The sequence below is a fragment of the Thermoleptolyngbya oregonensis NK1-22 genome, from assembly GCF_032705245.1.
Lineage (GTDB): Bacteria > Cyanobacteriota > Cyanobacteriia > Elainellales > Elainellaceae > Thermoleptolyngbya > Thermoleptolyngbya sichuanensis.
This window is the reverse complement of the sequence record NZ_CP053540.1, coordinates 1,373,835-1,388,893: the sequence shown is the minus strand read 5'-3', so window position 1 is coordinate 1,388,893 and position 15,059 is coordinate 1,373,835. Positions and strand designations below refer to the sequence as shown.

Here is a 15,059-nt window from a genome sequence, read left to right as displayed (position 1 = left end):
CTTGAGGCTACCCTGAACCCTAGACGGCGCTGATGCTAAGCACCCGACCGCCTGCGCGATTGATCTGCTGGAGGCGCGTGGAAAGCTGATCGTAGGAAACGAGCAAGTCGCGATTGCTGAGCCGCAGAGGGGCCCGGCCGCTGGCAGCGGACTGGGTATAGCGGACTCGATAGAGCTGGTCGCGATCGCCCGCTGCTGCACCCACCAACCCGGCTCCAGCTCTAACAAACTCGCTGACGCGGCCTGTAGAAGGTGGCTGGATCGGCATGGGCAGGTTGCGAGCCACTTCCTGCGTCAGCCGGGGGCGGTTTTTGCCATACTGAGCGCGATCGCTGTTGGCATAGCCCCGGTACAGCCGAAACATGCGCGTAAAGCCGACGGTCTTTTGCCCTCGCTGCGAGTTGAACCCGCGATAGGACGGCACGACCGAATCGCCAAAGCTTTCCTGATATTCCGTCGAGTCGAGGTAGGAGTTAATCTCTGCCTCGTAGCCCTGCTGGTTATACAGGTCAACATGGAAGGCGATCTCGGACTCATCGTAGGGTGCGCGGCCCAACAGATGCTTGTAGTTCAGTTCGATGAATCGAACCTGGGGATTGGAATAGAAAAACTTTTCCTTATACAGTTCAGACTGGGCGATCGCCCGCACAAAATCGCGGACGCTGATCTGCCCCTGGCGCAAGAGCGACTCGGCGCTGGTCAGACGTTCGCTCGCCATCAGGTGATCATTCCCCAGCACTTGACGATAGGCCGCCCAAATCACAGCCTGCACGTCGTCTTCTGTCCAGCTTGGACGCAGTTCTACGCGATCGCTTGGCGAAAACGCAGCAATGCCCAATCGATCTGCCGCAACCAGACCGCTCATCTCAAATCCCTCCTCCTAAAACTGGCACTCGGTTTTGAAAAGCCCTTGTGACGAGAGGATGCTCAAAGCTCAGCGCCCAATGCAGAAAATCAACCCATCAGGCTAGAACGAACGCCAGAACCAAAATCTCAGAAGCCTGAAATGGCAGAACTTCACCGGTTCTGATCGCTTGCGTTCCCAGACTGCTTCCGCCATTGCCACAAGCGCGTCGAAATAAACACAGATCTTCAATCGTAAATTTGTGCGAACAGAGCGGATTGGGTATAACTCGGTGCAAAAGTTTGTTCAGACTCTGCAACTTAGACATCGCCCACCCAACTCTCGCGCACAGATATAACAATGCCCGGAAAGGTAAACCCCTGCCAGTCGTGAACCAGCAATTGCTTACCTTTCCGGGCAAGCACAATCAACTAGCTCAGGGCGTTGATTGCGTAGTCGATGTAGGTGTTAGCTTCGTTCGCAGCCTGACCAGACAGACCGTGGTTCGCCTTGATATACTTCAGAGCTTCCACATACCAGCTGGGAGACAGATCGAAGGTGCGGTTGATTTCATCCAGACCAGCGATCAGGTACTCATCCAGAGGGCCAGTGCCACCTGCAACCAACGAGTAGGTGATGATCCGCAGGTAGTAGCCGATGTCACGAGCGCACTTGGACTTGCCGCGAGCATCCGAGGCAAAGTTTGCGCCCTGCATCTGGGTGGTGTAGGGGAACTTCTGATACACGGCGTTTGCAGCACCATCGATCAGTTGCTGAGCATTGTTGGTCAGCGCACGAGCAGCTTCCATGCTGGCAGCGGCACGCTCGAAGCGACCGTTAACAGCTTGCAGCTCGGTGTTGCTGAGGAAACGGCCTTGGGTATCTGCTGCGGCGATCGCTTCAGTAATCGGGGTCTTCATAGTCGAGATATCTCCCTAAAAAACCTAAAGTTGTCCTTGAGTATTTTGAAAACCGTCGGCAAGGAGCCGAAACTTAGGCTAGAGCCTGAGGCTGCACAGGACAGCGCTGGCCCATCACCAAAGCCAAATTACGCAACCGCAGCAGCAGCGCGATCGAAGTAGCTGGCAATCTCAGACACCAAAGCGGAGCAGTCGCCCTTGGTGATGCCGTTGGGGTCGTTGACGATGGAAATTGCAGCGTCCTTCATTTTGGCAACGCCGGCAGCCACAGAACCACCGGGCACGCCCAGCGCTTGATAGGTTTCGCGCAAGCCGTTCAGGCAGCGGTCATCCAGAACGCTGGAGTCACCCGCCAGAGTTGCATAGGTCACATAGCGCAGGATGATTTCCATGTCGCGCAGGCAAGCAGCCATACGACGGTTGGTGTAAGCATTTCCACCGGGCTGGATCAGCTGGGGCTGCTCTTCAAACAGAGAGCGTGCAGCGTTTGCAACGATGGTGGAAGCGTTGCTGGTCATGCGGTTAACGGCATCCAGACGCTTGCTACCATCCTTGACCACGTTGCTCAGAGCGTCGAGTTGGGCGCTGCTCAGAAACTCTCCCTTCGTATCAGCCTGGGAAACGACTTTAGCGAAAGCATCTAACATGGACTCAATCTCCTAATCGTTTTGGTTGAGTTCGGTCTTAAAAACTGGATGAAAGGTAGCCCAGTCTTCACTGTTGCTGATGGATAGCAGTGCTGAGTTAACACGGCGACACATGCAGCTTGGAAAGGCTCCCACAGATAAGAGAGAACGGCTTAGCCGCTGGACTCATCTTCCCGGACGCAAGGCGCTTCTCATAAATCTGAGAAAAACTTCACAGTTAGATGAGAAGGTTTAGAACCTGGCAAACCAGCGAATTGTCGTACTCTGTCTGTGGTTTGTACCCTTCCGAATCTCTTTATACAATGCGGTTAACCCATTTACTTGTTACAAGTTATTAAATTGTATAGAACTGCTCAGATATTCCCGCAAAGACTTAGCAGGCAAGGCTTTGCGGCGTATTTTTGCAAATCATTTCCGGCACATTTGTTTACATTTCTGCGTCTGCCAACTCCTCATAGAAGCAGAATTTGGCATTTTAGATTCTCTTAAGAATTCTGAAAACCGTTGCCTGGACAAAGGTATAAATACTCTCTGAGGGCGACCTGAGTCCACTCATAATTTTAAGCAATGTAAACAAGTCCTTCGCTAATTTGAGATTTGTCACACAAAACGCTGCCGCAAAACGCGCAAAAGCGTCGCAAAAGAGTCCGGCGGCGGGGCGATCGCCTCAATCTCTTTCTCAGAAATCGGGTGATACAGCCGCAGCTTCCAGGCATGGAGCGCCTGCCCCGGTAGGTTCACACCGACAGATTTGCCGCCGCTGTAAACCGGGTCGCCTACCACCGGATGCCCCAGGTGGGCGCTGTGGACACGGATCTGGTGCGTGCGCCCCGTTTCCAGGTCAAATTGCATCAGCGTGTAATTGCCCAGGCGTTCGACCACCTGCCAGTGGGTCACGGCGCGTCGCCCGCCGCGATCTTCCGGCACGATCGCCATTTTTTTGCGATCCACCGGATGGCGACCAATGGGCGCATCCACAGTACCCGCATCTGCCTTGGGCGCACCGTAGACTACTGCCAGATAGGTGCGTCGGGCGGTTTTGGTTTTGAACTGAGCCTGTAAACGCTGATGCGCCTGATCGGTCTTGGCGATCGCCAGCGCACCGCTGGTGTCTTTATCCAGCCGATGCACGATGCCTGGCCGCTGCACGCCGCCAATGCCCGCTAGGTCGGGACAGTGTGCCAGTAGCGCATTCACCAGCGTCCCCGTGGTGTGGCCTGGCGCAGGATGCACCACCAGCCCCACGGGCTTATTCACAATCATCAGGTGTGCGTCTTCAAACAGGATGTCGAGGGGAATGGCTTCGGCTTGGAGCGTCATCGGCTCGGAAGGCGGAATAGACACAGTGAGGCGATCGCCCCCCTGAACCTCCGCTTTTTTGGACGTGCAGGGAACCCCGTTGACGCGCACCTGCCCCTGCTCGATGAGCTTTTGCAGGCGGGCGCGGGACAGATCGGGCAACTGGGCTGCGAGATAGCGATCGAGGCGATCGCCCCCACCGATTTCTGCATCCACCACTAGCTCCAGATCGGCTGCATCGGCGACTGAATAGACGGCGGAATCGACGGCGGAATCGGCGGCTGAATCAATGCCTTGGGGCGCTGGCTCCGGGTCGTCAAATGCTTCATCGTCAAACGCTTCATCGTCAAAATCGCCTGAATCATTGCTCGGACGGTTATCCACAGTGCCTCCGCAGGCTGTCCCCATCAATGCCAAGTATCTTACTCAACATCCGGGCCGATTCCATCTTCTGGAAATACCCACTTGGGCGGCTCCATCGCTTTGCGACGCAGCGCTTCCTCTGCCATTTCCAGCATCTTATCCAGCGACGTGGTTTCGATAAACTGCGATGCCTGGTTGCGATATTCCTGATTGGGACAGCGATCGCCCAGAACGCAGCCGTTTTTACACGCTTCGGCGCAGTTAATTTCGGTGGGGGTCATGGGGTGTTCTCCTGCTTGCATCAATCTGACTTGAATTCATTTTGGATTTTAGACTGACGATTTTGGCTCGCCAATTGACCTACATCAGTCTCGCATAGCGCTCTTGATGCTTCCACCCGCAACCGAAGCCCCAAATCTAAAATCCCAAATCTAAAATCCCAAATCTGCCCCTCTACCTCAACCCTTCCCGCTGCCTAGCGGTCGAGCGGCTTGACCATCCAGATCGACTGCGGCACAAAGCCCAGCGATTCGTATAGCCGTTGGGCAGGCTGGTTTTGGCAGAACACATGCAGCCCCATCTGGCGATCGCCCCTCAGCCTGGCCCAGTCTTCAGCTTGCCGCATCAGGGCCGTGCCAATTCCCCGGCGACGATGCTCTGGCGAAACGTAGAGCAAGAAAATGTGAGCGTGGCGATCGCCCCGCACCTGATCGACCGCGCTGCCCATCCACAAACAAGCCACCGGATCGGGAATTCGCAGGTTCGCATCCGCATAAGACTGCACCCACCACAGCGGCGTGTCGCCAGAGAAATATTGCTCAACGGTGTGCGCGAGATGGTCGAACCCTTCGCCAGGAAACAGTTCACGGTAGGTGCGCTGCATAAACTTAACCAGCAGCGCTCGATCAACCCCAGTGCTGCGGTAAATCAGGTATCCGGGGCATAGGTCAGCAGTGTCAAGCACGGGTCATCAGAACGGGTTGCAACTGCTTAGCTTGCTGGGGCGATCGCCGCTTCATCCGGCAGCCCATGAATCAGCACATCCAGCGAGGAAGCCGTTTCTAGAGCAGTCAGGTCGTCGGAACCGCCCAACCCGACTTGCTCTACTGCTTCAATTGGCGCGGGCGCAGCCATGTCTTCGGGCAAAAAGATCCGGGCGCTCACCACCACCAGCGCCAGCACAAACATCAACACCACCAGCAGCGGCGCAATGTATTGACGAAAAATGGCCATTTCCTTCAGATCCTCTCGCGAATAGATTGGGGGTCTACTCTCATCCTATCGCTGCTGAGGGGGCAGCAGGGTATCCGGGCGATCGCCCCGCCAACTCGCCCCGCCAACTACCCAAACCCATCCAACCCTAAATCTCAAACGACGGCTGCGGAATCTGCATTGCCCGCGCCAGTTCAGCCGCCACCAGCGGACGAGAAAACTCCGGCGGTGGCAGTTGTCCGTTTCGCAGCATTTCCCGCACCTTCGTCCCCGATAGGTGAATCCGCTCTTCGGGCGTGCTGGGGCTGGTTTTGGTGGTCGCCATCTGGTTGGTGCGGGTGCAGTAGAAAGCGTGTTCAAACTTCAGCGGCGTAATGCCCAGCGCCAGCGGGTCAAATTCGTCGAAAATATACTGCGCGTCGTAGGTTCCGTAATAGTCGCCCACACCCGCATGATCGCGCCCCACGATGAAGTGCGTGCAGCCGTAGTTTTTTCGCACCAGCGCATGGAAAATTGCCTCTCTAGGTCCGGCATAGCGCATCGCAGCCGGGTTGATCGCCAGGATCACTCGATCCTTCGGAAAGTAGTTTTCCAGCATGATCTCGTAGCAGTTCATCCGCACGTCTGCCGGAATGTCGTCTTCTTTGGTTGCGCCCACCAGCGGATGCAAAAACAGCCCGTCCACCACTTCCATCGCGCATTTAATAATGTATTCGTGGGCCCGGTGGATAGGGTTGCGGGTCTGGAAGCCGACGATCGTTTTCCAGCCCTTATCTCGAAACAGCGCCCGCGACTCGGCCGGGTCGATTTGATAGGTGGGAAAACGCGGATGAGCCTCGCGCTGAAGCAGCCACACTGGGCCGGCCAGGTTCACCGGTCCCTGGCGATAAACCACCTTTACACCGGGATGCTTTTCTTCATTGGTGCGATAGACATGCAGCGCCTCGTGAACCTTGTCGTAGGTGTACTTTTGCGTCAGTTGCAGCACGCCAACAAACCGCCCCAGAGAGTCATCCAGCCGCACCAGCATCCCCTCCTTCAGCGGCGTGGCTTCTTCTTCCGTCACCGACAGCGTGATTGGAATCGACCACGGCAGCCCATTGGCCAGGTGCATTTCATCGACCACGCGCTGATAGTCTGCCTGCTCCATGAAGCCCGTCAGGGGGCTAAAGCCGCCGATCGCGATTAGCTCCAAATCTGACACGGTCCGCTCATCGAGCCGGAGCCGGGGCAAAAAGTCAGCTTTATCCAAAAACTCTTGCCGCTGCTCTGGAGTGCAGATTCGGTTAATCAACGTCCCGCCGTGGGCAGGGGCCGGATCGGGGAAGTGAGTCATGACTGCTTTAGGTTTTGTTTAGATTTGCTACTAGCCTTCATCCTACCAGCAGGGGCGATCGCATTTGAATTGCCCGCTGGCTCCTCCCAGTCCCCCTAGCCCCCAGCTCCTCTCCAAAGCCATGCCGCATAATCGAGAGCCATGCCGCATAATCGAGTGATAGAAGGCAAACATCTGAGCGAAATGCAAGCCTTATGGTTTGAAATATTGAATTTGAGAGATTGAATTTGAAATATTGAACTAAAAATATTGAACTAGAGGTTGAATGATGGTTTCTCAACTTGCCCCCCCGCTAAATCAACGCATCCCGGCCTCTCTTGAGCAGATTGCTGAGTTTTGCCATCGCTGGAAAATCATCGAATTTGCCCTCTTCGGTTCGGTGTTGCGAGATGACTTTCGCTCCGACAGCGATATTGACGCACTTGTGACCTTTGCCCCCAGCCCAGGTTGGAGCTTATTTGATTGGGTGGATATGAAAGATGAACTTGAAGACCTATTCAGAAGAAAAGTGGACATAAACGATAAAGAAGGGCTGAAAAATCCCTATCGACGGCATGAAATTTTGCGAACCCATCAGGTGATTTATGCAAGCAAATAACCGCGATGTTGGGTCGCTATGGGATATGGTCAGCGCCATTCGCCGAGTTCAGGAATTTACTGCAAGCCTAACCTATGAGGCTTATTTGGATAATATTCTTGTCCAAAGCGCGGTAGAAAGACAGCTTGAAATCTTAGGAGAAGCCGCCCGCAGACTATCGAACGAATTTTGACAAGCCCATCCCGAAATTGGCTGGCGCAGAGTTATTTGGATTACGCAATATCCTGATTCACCGTTATGACGAAATCCGCCAAGAAACCATTTGGAAAACAGCTATCTCAGAGCTGGAACCGCTACGCACTCAACTAGAAACGTTGTTATCCTCATTGCCTGATTAAATCTTTTATGAAGTTCTGGGTGGGGGACGATTCGCGCATTGTCAGTGACCGAGCGGGGTATGCCATATTGGGCGTGTCAGATCGGGATGCTGAATCTGGGCATCCTGAGGCTTCAACGGCTTTACCCCAGGATTTTCCGAATCTCAGTCTCATGCTGCGTGGCAAATTATTCCTAACCTGTGCTGTGGTGATGTTTGCGAGTACGCCTGCGATCGCCTGCGACGAGTCTGCCTTCACCCAAATTCCCTTTTGTGAAATCGCCGAGCGCGAATCCGACCCTGCGGTGATTGCCCGTGAATGTCCCTTTGTCTATTTTTCTGTGGGTGAAAATGGGCAGCCCAGCGGCTTTTTCTTGCACCTGTCTCAGGAAAATGCCGAGCTAGAGCAGCGATTGCAGATGGAGTGCGGCGGCTATGCTGGCAGGATTATGGAAACGGTCGCTTTTTTTGAGCAATATCCAGATATGCGAGTTTATTTAGGAAGATCGAATTAGGGCGATCGCCCATCCTTTTGCTGCCATCTTTTGCTGCCATCTCTACAAAACTGTTCTGGCTATTCAGAATCCATGCGTGAGGTGAAATCTGAATGAATCGCCTTCAAAAGATTGCCATCGGTTGCGGAACGCTTGCTTTGGGGACGATAGTGCTGTTGGGATGGGCCATGGGCGCGGCTCCGTGGCGATCGCCCCGCAACCTGACGGAACGCATGATTGGGGTTCCCCTACCCCACGGCATTACGCCAGAGGTGAACTTTAGCGGGCTGCTCGGCCCCATTCCAACAGACATTGAATATATTGCCCACGTCAATTTTGTGATGCCTGCGGACAACCTAGAAGCCTTTGTAAACACGCTGGGCTGTCCTGTTCCAAGTGCAGAGAATCAGTACGAATGCACCTTGGACTTTCCACAAGGTCCAAGCGGAACACCGCCCAAGAACGGCACAGCGGAGTCTCGGTTGTTCCAGTTCCGGTTTCAGGAGAATGGAACGGTTCGAGTGCAGATGCGCCTGCTGGCAACATGAGGCTGAGTCTGTAGAATTCATCAGAATTCATCGCGAGAATTCATAGCGAAAATTCATCGTGAGAATTCATCGTGAGAATTCTCCGCGGACATTGCGCCTTCGGGTTTACCATTTCCCTTTAGGACTTACGCAGTTGGAGGATTTTTCGCGGGCTGCGACCTCGAAAAATCCTCCAACACCTAGAAAGCTGATTGCAAGTGCATAAGTCCTGCCCTTGTTGGAAGTGGATGATTCATTTGCGGTGTTGCCATTGACCCATGCCTATCGCGGGCGACTCGCGCCGACACCCACCGGGCACCTGCACCTGGGTCATGCCAAAACGTTTTGGACGGCGCAGCAGCGGGCTGTGCAGCATGGCGGCGTGCTGGTTTTGCGAATCGAAGACCTCGACCGCGATCGCTGTAAACCCGAATATTCTGACGATTTGCTGGAAGATTTGGTCTGGTTTGGCTTTTGCTGGCAAGAAGGGCCCGACGTAGGCGGCCCATTTCAGCCCTACAGGCAGCGCGATCGCCAGTCGTTCTACCACCAAACCTGGCAGCAGTTGAACCATCTCGGCGCGATTTATCCCAGTCCCCACTCTCGCAAAGACGTAGCCAATGCGCTCCGTGCGCCCCATGAGGGCGATCGCGAAGTGATCTTTCCTGTTGAATTGCGTCCTGCAACGTGGGAAGCGGCGACGGAACCCGGCGAGGTGAACTGGCGATTTCGCGTGCCCGATGGCGAAGCGATCGCCTTTATAGACGAACATCTAGGCCCACAGCGCTTCATTGCAGGGCAGGACTTTGGCGACTTCATGGTGTGGCGGCGAGACGGGTTGCCCAGCTATGACCTGGCCGTCGTGACCGACGACCACGCAATGGCGATTTCCGAAGTGGTACGCGGCGAAGACCTGCTGCTTTCCGCCGCCAAGCAGATTCTGCTCTATCGCACGCTGGGCTGGGAAATTCCGGCGTTCTATCACTGTCCCTTAGTGCGCGATGCAGCAGGCAAGCGACTGGCAAAACGCGACGGGGCCCGCAGCCTGCGATCGCTCCGGCAACAGGGCATTACCCCAGAACACATTCGAGAATCGTGGGAACTGTTCCCGGAGTCTTGAACTCAAAGCCAGACCGCTCAGCAATGGGGAAAGTTCCGGCTCTGACCAGCGAAACGGTAATCCTTCACTGACTAATACTTCTAATACTTCTCTGACAAGGCGTACTTCCTGTACGGTAAACATGAGAAGCGGGCTATGATTGGCGATCGAGCGGAACTCTAGCTCATCCGGGTGCATCGATAGACCTGCCCGTATTCCTTCTTGAGTCCAACCGTCTTGTTCAAGGAGCTATGCCCCATGCCCCGGTTTTCGCTGAAGCGGGCGATCGCCCTTTGGCTCGTTCTGTCGGTGGCGCTGGTGGCGCTGCTGATCCGCGAATCGCCCACGCTGGCTTACACGCCCTTTGCCAGCATCGAGATTCAGCCCAGCGCCGGCCGGCCGATCCATCTGCCCAACCGCATTTTTGACTGCACCCAGGGTGCGGCCCAGTGGCATTGCAGCGCTGCTCTGGCCGAACAGCCGCTCGACCTAACCTGGAGCTATAGCCCAGCATTTCCTACTGAACTGGGGGACTGTGGCGCAACCTATGCAGGTCGGACGGTTTCCTGCCGCGAAGCAGGGATGGACTTTGTGCGCGGGCTGCAATACCGCTATGCCTTGCAGGGCGACCTAGAGCTGGGCGCGGCGCAGTTGAACGGGCTGCGGTGGCACTATTGGGGCATTAACCTGCTGATGTCTCTGCGAGACCCAGGGCTGATTGGGCTGGGGCTGGGGCTGTCGCTGGCGGGCGGGGTGCTGGTGGCGCTAGGGGCGTGGCGCAGTCCGGGGCGCTGGGCCAAGGGCATTGCCAGCTTTGCCTGTGGCATGGGGATGGCGCTGCTGGTGGCTAACTATTTTGGGCGAGTTTTGCTGGAAACGGTGCATGGGGTTGGCATTTCCGACGACCAGTGGCAATGGCTGACGCATGGGCTGGCGATCGCCGCTGGCATCGGCACCTGGATCAGCACAGCGGCGTTGCTCTATTTCCCCTTTGGCCCAGTAATGCGGCTGATTGTGAGCCTGCTGGCGGGGGTGTCGCTGTTTAGCCTGCTGGCGCAGTCGCCGGGTGCTTACCTCCTAAGCTTTATGGGCATCCCAGTGGGTAGTGGCCCGTTTGGGAGCCATTTGCCGATTTTTCTTGCCAGCGGGGCAGCATGGCTGGCGGCGTTCTGGCTCTATCGCAAGCGACCGATCAATACGCGCCGTTTTCTGAGCTTTACAGGCGGCATGGGGGTCTTTGCGATTGGGTCACTACTGGCGCTGATGGGTCTGCTGTGGCTAGGTTACGTGGATTAAGTCCGAGTCCATCCCCAATCTAAAATCCAAAATCCCCAATCTAAAATCCAAAATCCCCTCCCCTCTACCCCGTGGGCAGAGCCGCCAGCGCCGCATCGGCCGTGCGAAATCGCTGGGTTACGTCTGGCTCGGTCATTTGCTTCAGCCAGGTGGCAAAGTCGGAGCTGCACTGGAGGCACTGATCCAGATTGATGCGAAGACCCCGGTGGGGCAGATTCATGGGTTCGATTCCGGTCATACCGACGACCAACGTCATGCCCAGGCTGTAGAGATCGGAGGCGGTCATGGCGCGGCGACCGATTTGCTCTGGCGCAACGTAGCCTTCAGTGCCGACGATGCTAAAGGTGGTGCCATCCGCAGAGGCAAGGGACTTGACGGAGCCAAAATCGACCAGGCTGACCTGAGTGGCGATCGCCCCTGCATCGTCCGACAGCAGCACATTGCTGGGCTTGATGTCCCGATGCACAATGGGCGGCTGCTGCGCGTGCAGATATTGCAAAATTTCCAGTGCCTTCCGCGCAACCTGTTTGGCTTCGGCTTCGCTGAGGGTGCGCTCGGCCTTGAGGTATTGATCAAGTGAGGTTCCCGGCAAATAGCTCTGAATCAGCGCCAGGGCCTTTCCGCCGCGAGGCAGGTCAATTTCAAAATAGCCCAGGTAGCGCGGCGTAGCAGGATGGGCCAGCACTTGCAGCGCATCGGCCTCGCGGGTAAACAGCTTGAGGTCATCGGGACCAAGGTTTTCGTCAATAAACACGACCTTGAGGATGACGGGTTCATGGGTCATCAGATCGCGGGCCAGCAGCGTCCAGCGGCCAGACTTTTTGCCGAGTTGCTGTTCCACTTCGTAGCGATCGCCGAGTATCTGACCTGACATAATACAAAAGTTGAGGTGAGGAATGTTCGTTCGGGGCGCTGCCTATGGCTGAGCGTGACGCTCAACCTGCCGCCCAGTATGCCGCCCGGTATGCCGCCCAATTGTAGCGCCACTGCGAAGTTTTCTCTGTGGCATCGTAAAGCAAAACCTTAATTTCAAGCCTATCGCTAGAGCCGCCTCTCGACACCTGTCATCACGATTTACCACCATGTCTTTTTCCGTTCCATCGCCCGCTCCCCAGTCCAGCTCGATCCGCCACCAGCAGCATCCCCTGATCCGCGCCCTAGCAGATCGGATCGAGGCTGTATGGCAAACCCATCTGGACTTGTCGCCCTATCACCTGCCCGAAGACTTAGGCTATGTAGAAGGACGACTGGAGGGCGAGCGCTTAGTGATCGAAAATCACTGCTACCAAACGCCGCAGTTTCGCAAGCTGCATCTAGAACTGGCGAAGCTGGGCACGGGGCTGGATATCCTGCACTGTGTTATGTTTCCCCATTCGGACTATGATTTGCCCATGTTTGGCGCAGATTTGGTGGGCGGGCGCGGCCAGGTGAGCATGGCGATCGCCGATCTGTCTCCCGTGCGGGGCGATCGCAGCTTGCCCAGCAGCTACATGGGCGAGTTGGAATCTCTGCCGCCGCTCCAGTTTTCGCAGACGCGCAGTTTCCCCACCTGGGGCACGATTTTTTCCAGCTATTGTCTGTTTATCCGCCCAGAGTCGGAGGATGAACAGCAGCAGTTTCTCGATCGCGTCGAAGCCTACCTAAAGATTCACTGTGAACGGGCGATCGCCACTCCGGCCACCCCCGAAAAACAGTCTGAAATCCTGGCCGGGCAGAAGCACTACTGCGCCCAGCAGCAGCAAAACGACAAAACCCGCCGCGTGCTAGAAAAAGCCTTTGGCGAAGACTGGGCAGAACGCTACATGACCACGGTGCTATTCGACTTGCCCACAGGGTAGCGGCACGGATCAACAGCACACCATGCAAACTATGCACAAACTGCACAAACTATGCAGCGTCGTCAAAACCCGTTATCGCCGCCGACGAGCGGCGGCCTTCTGTTCCAGCCGAAAGAGCCACACCATCAGCGCCACCAGTCCCAATTGCAGCGCCAGATTGGGCAGTGTGTCGCTGTCTCCCCGCCCGGCCGCAAGCTGCGTGGCAAAAATGAACGCACCGATTAGCCCGGACGCGCCAAACGCCAGATAGACAAACTGCCGCAGCCCTCGATAGGGTGCTTTTGATTCTGCTACTAGCCGAGCATAGGCTTCTGGATCACGCTCTTTCAGCTTCTCGCCCCGCTCCCGCAACCGATCTGTCATGGCTATTCACCACCCTGGCAATTGTTCAGGTAAAACCCAGCGGGCGTGATGGGCCCCGCCTATCTACCATAGCCCTCGTTTGCCGCTGGGGTGAACTGTCGCCCAGTTGGTTCGCGCCAGCGCCAGTTGTTCGTCGCTAATCTTGGCTCCGGTCAGGTCTGCGCCGCAGAGGTTCGCCCCCCGCAGGTTGGCGTTGCTCAGATAGGCATAGCTCAGGTCTGCCCCCCGCAGGTCTGCTCCCTGCAAATCCGCATGGCTAAGATAGGCCCGCGCCAAGTTTGCGTTTTTCAGAATCGCCTGATTCAGACTGGCTCGACCAAAATCCGTGTTAAACAGGTTTGCGCCTTGGAGGTTCGCCTTATGCAGTTTGGACTGGTGAAAGTTTGCCCCCGTCAGAGCGACCTTAGACAGGTTCAACTGGCTCAGGTCGCGGGAGGTAAAGTCGCGCTTACCCTTGGCGTAGTCGTTCAGCAACTCATCCGCTCGCAGTTTGGGCATCAGCGCTGGATGTCCGCCAGAACTGCCACTGCTGCCGCCCGATGCGCCCCGACCTCGCTCGATCGTGGTGACGGAGACAGGCTTTTGGATGGCGGTGCGGCGATGACCACCCGTGTAGGGCGAGCCGCCAGAATCTCCGCCGGACTTGGATTGCCGTGCGCGAATCGCGGCCGCCATACGGGCAGAAGGCGAAGAGGGGAAGAGGTCGCCGCTGAGGTCGCCCGAGGGCATGTAATGATGGGGCGAAACCTCAGGCTGACGGGCAGAAGGCCGTACAGGCTTGACCATGCTCTGGGCTAGGCTGTCGAGGTATGGCTCTAGATCCAGCGCCCGCAGCACTTCTCCTGCGTTCTGATAGCGATGGCGAACGGAAACCTCCAGCATCTTTTCCAACACGCCCGCAAAGTGTTCGCTGATGTGAACCTGTTCGCGCCACAGAATTTCGCCGGTGGTCGGGTCATAGTCCATATCCTTCGGCGCTTTGCCCGTCAGCAGGTAAATGCAGGTCACGCCTAGGGCATAGATATCGCTGGCGTAGACCGGGCGCATCGCCATCTGCTCTGGCGGGGCATAGCCGGGAGTGCCGATGGCGTAGGCCGTCAGGGCAGTCTGCTCCGTTGCGCCGGCCCGCACAGGGTTGACCTGATCTTTCACTGCGCCGAAGTCGATCAGCACCAGCTTTTTGTCTTGGGTGCGACGAATCAGGTTGGCAGGTTTGATGTCGCGATGAATTACTTGCTGGGAGTGTACGTACTGCAACATCGGCAGCACTTCGCTGAGAAACTGCTTTACCCCCGCTTCGCTGAAGGGGCCATTTTGCTTCACTTCTTGCTGGAGGGTGGAGCCGCTGATGTATTCCTGAACTAGGTAAAACTCCTGGTTCGCCTCGAAATAGTCGAGCAGTCGAGGCACTTGGGGGTGGTTACCGATTTTACCTAGTGTTTTGGCTTCTCGGCGGAACAGATCCCGTGCCATTTGCAACACATGGGGCGAGGAGGCAACAGGACGAAGCTGCTTGATCACGCAATGGGGACTGCCGGGAAGTGATTCATCCTTGGCCAGAAACGTGGCTCCAAACCCGCCATGCCCAAGGGACTGCACCACCCGATAGCGATCGCGCAACAGCAGTTTGGAGCCACAGGCCTGACACAGCTCAGTATGAGTCAGATTCTCTGGTTTTGGACAGGCAGGATTTAAGCAGTAGCTCATTCGGCATCACTCGTTAGGTTGACCGCCGGGCGTATATCTCAATATTGAGAGCATGCACCTCTTTTACAATTATCGGCCCAAGAGCATGAAGGTAGAGTGCAGTTCTCTCGGGGAAACCCTTGAAGACTTGCTAAAGATCACGCTGATTCGCTTGAAGCCCTAGTGAATATCCATAGATGCACGGAGTCAGCAGGTAGCAA

The 15,059-nt window shown here is 56.1% G+C and carries 19 protein-coding genes; 8 read left to right on the top strand and 11 right to left on the bottom strand.

The features are described from left to right. Positions 1–19 precede the first annotated feature (19 nt). The 8 genes from HNI00_RS05980 to sat all read right to left on the bottom strand — a co-directional run bounded on the left by HNI00_RS05980 (position 20) and on the right by sat (position 6,621). Positions 20–865, bottom strand: coding sequence for a phycobilisome rod-core linker polypeptide (locus HNI00_RS05980; RefSeq protein ID WP_316791565.1), 846 nt, complete (start codon positions 863–865; stop codon positions 20–22). A 410-nt stretch (positions 866–1,275) separates the two neighbouring features. Beyond that, positions 1,276–1,764, bottom strand: a complete 489-nt coding sequence (gene cpcA, locus HNI00_RS05975) for a phycocyanin subunit alpha (protein ID WP_316791563.1) — start codon at positions 1,762–1,764, stop codon at positions 1,276–1,278. A gap of 128 nt (positions 1,765–1,892) precedes the next feature. Then, positions 1,893–2,411, bottom strand: a complete 519-nt coding sequence (locus HNI00_RS05970) for a phycocyanin subunit beta (protein ID WP_172353713.1) — start codon at positions 2,409–2,411, stop codon at positions 1,893–1,895. 600 nt (positions 2,412–3,011) lie between these two features. Continuing rightward, positions 3,012–3,938 (bottom strand): RluA family pseudouridine synthase, encoded by a 927-nt coding sequence (locus tag HNI00_RS05965; RefSeq protein WP_420156318.1) that lies wholly within the window; start codon positions 3,936–3,938, stop codon positions 3,012–3,014. Positions 3,939–4,132: 194 nt separating this feature from the next. Continuing rightward, positions 4,133–4,354 carry a hypothetical protein gene (locus tag HNI00_RS05960; protein WP_068510416.1) on the bottom strand — a complete coding sequence of 74 codons (222 nt, stop codon included), beginning with the start codon at positions 4,352–4,354 and terminating at the stop codon, positions 4,133–4,135. Between the two features lie 194 nt (positions 4,355–4,548). Beyond that, positions 4,549–5,037, bottom strand: coding sequence for a GNAT family N-acetyltransferase (locus HNI00_RS05955; RefSeq protein WP_316791558.1), 489 nt, complete (start codon positions 5,035–5,037; stop codon positions 4,549–4,551). A gap of 26 nt (positions 5,038–5,063) precedes the next feature. Then, positions 5,064–5,306 (bottom strand): hypothetical protein, encoded by a 243-nt coding sequence (locus HNI00_RS05950; RefSeq protein WP_316791556.1) that lies wholly within the window; start codon positions 5,304–5,306, stop codon positions 5,064–5,066. 127 nt (positions 5,307–5,433) lie between these two features. After that, positions 5,434–6,621 carry a sulfate adenylyltransferase gene (sat, locus tag HNI00_RS05945; RefSeq protein WP_316791554.1) on the bottom strand — a complete coding sequence of 396 codons (1,188 nt, stop codon included), beginning with the start codon at positions 6,619–6,621 and terminating at the stop codon, positions 5,434–5,436. Between the two features lie 268 nt (positions 6,622–6,889). On the opposite strand from sat, the gene HNI00_RS05940 reads away from it, so the two are divergent. The 7 genes from HNI00_RS05940 (at position 6,890) to HNI00_RS05920 (ending at position 10,951) form a co-directional block, all read left to right on the top strand. Beyond that, positions 6,890–7,219, top strand: coding sequence for a nucleotidyltransferase family protein (locus tag HNI00_RS05940; protein ID WP_420156317.1), 330 nt, complete (start codon positions 6,890–6,892; stop codon positions 7,217–7,219). Further along, entirely contained in the window at positions 7,206–7,391 is a 186-nt protein-coding gene (locus HNI00_RS22070) for a HepT-like ribonuclease domain-containing protein (RefSeq protein ID WP_420156251.1), read from the top strand. The genes HNI00_RS05940 and HNI00_RS22070 overlap by 14 nt, the downstream gene beginning before the upstream one ends. Positions 7,392–7,407: 16 nt before the next feature. After that, positions 7,408–7,557, top strand: a complete 150-nt coding sequence (locus HNI00_RS22065; RefSeq protein WP_420156250.1) for a HepT-like ribonuclease domain-containing protein — start codon at positions 7,408–7,410, stop codon at positions 7,555–7,557. Positions 7,558–7,708: 151 nt separating this feature from the next. Further along, a complete protein-coding gene (locus HNI00_RS05935) occupies positions 7,709–8,050 on the top strand; it encodes a hypothetical protein (RefSeq protein ID WP_316791550.1) in 342 nt (113 codons plus the stop codon). 92 nt (positions 8,051–8,142) lie between these two features. Next, on the top strand, positions 8,143–8,577 hold the full coding sequence (locus HNI00_RS05930) for a hypothetical protein (protein ID WP_316791548.1): 435 nt from the start codon (positions 8,143–8,145) through the stop codon (positions 8,575–8,577). A 223-nt stretch (positions 8,578–8,800) separates the two neighbouring features. Then, complete coding sequence (locus HNI00_RS05925) at positions 8,801–9,676, top strand: glutamate--tRNA ligase family protein (protein ID WP_316791547.1); 876 nt, start codon at positions 8,801–8,803, stop codon at positions 9,674–9,676. A gap of 237 nt (positions 9,677–9,913) precedes the next feature. Next, the gene (locus tag HNI00_RS05920; RefSeq protein WP_316791545.1) at positions 9,914–10,951 is read left to right on the top strand and encodes a hypothetical protein; all 1,038 of its coding nucleotides are present in this window, start codon (positions 9,914–9,916) and stop codon (positions 10,949–10,951) included. Positions 10,952–11,015: 64 nt separating this feature from the next. Here the strand turns inward: HNI00_RS05920 and HNI00_RS05915 are convergent, their stop codons facing one another. Further along, on the bottom strand, positions 11,016–11,825 hold the full coding sequence (locus HNI00_RS05915) for a serine/threonine protein kinase (RefSeq protein WP_316791543.1): 810 nt from the start codon (positions 11,823–11,825) through the stop codon (positions 11,016–11,018). 208 nt (positions 11,826–12,033) lie between these two features. On the opposite strand from HNI00_RS05915, the gene HNI00_RS05910 reads away from it, so the two are divergent. After that, complete coding sequence (locus tag HNI00_RS05910; protein WP_316791541.1) at positions 12,034–12,789, top strand: phycocyanobilin:ferredoxin oxidoreductase; 756 nt, start codon at positions 12,034–12,036, stop codon at positions 12,787–12,789. A 72-nt stretch (positions 12,790–12,861) separates the two neighbouring features. Here the strand turns inward: HNI00_RS05910 and HNI00_RS05905 are convergent, their stop codons facing one another. Both HNI00_RS05905 and HNI00_RS05900 read right to left on the bottom strand, forming a co-directional pair. Further along, positions 12,862–13,152 carry a DUF3493 domain-containing protein gene (locus HNI00_RS05905; protein WP_316791539.1) on the bottom strand — a complete coding sequence of 97 codons (291 nt, stop codon included), beginning with the start codon at positions 13,150–13,152 and terminating at the stop codon, positions 12,862–12,864. Positions 13,153–13,215: 63 nt separating this feature from the next. Then, complete coding sequence (locus HNI00_RS05900) at positions 13,216–14,859, bottom strand: serine/threonine-protein kinase (protein WP_316791537.1); 1,644 nt, start codon at positions 14,857–14,859, stop codon at positions 13,216–13,218. Positions 14,860–15,059: the final 200 nt, after the last annotated feature.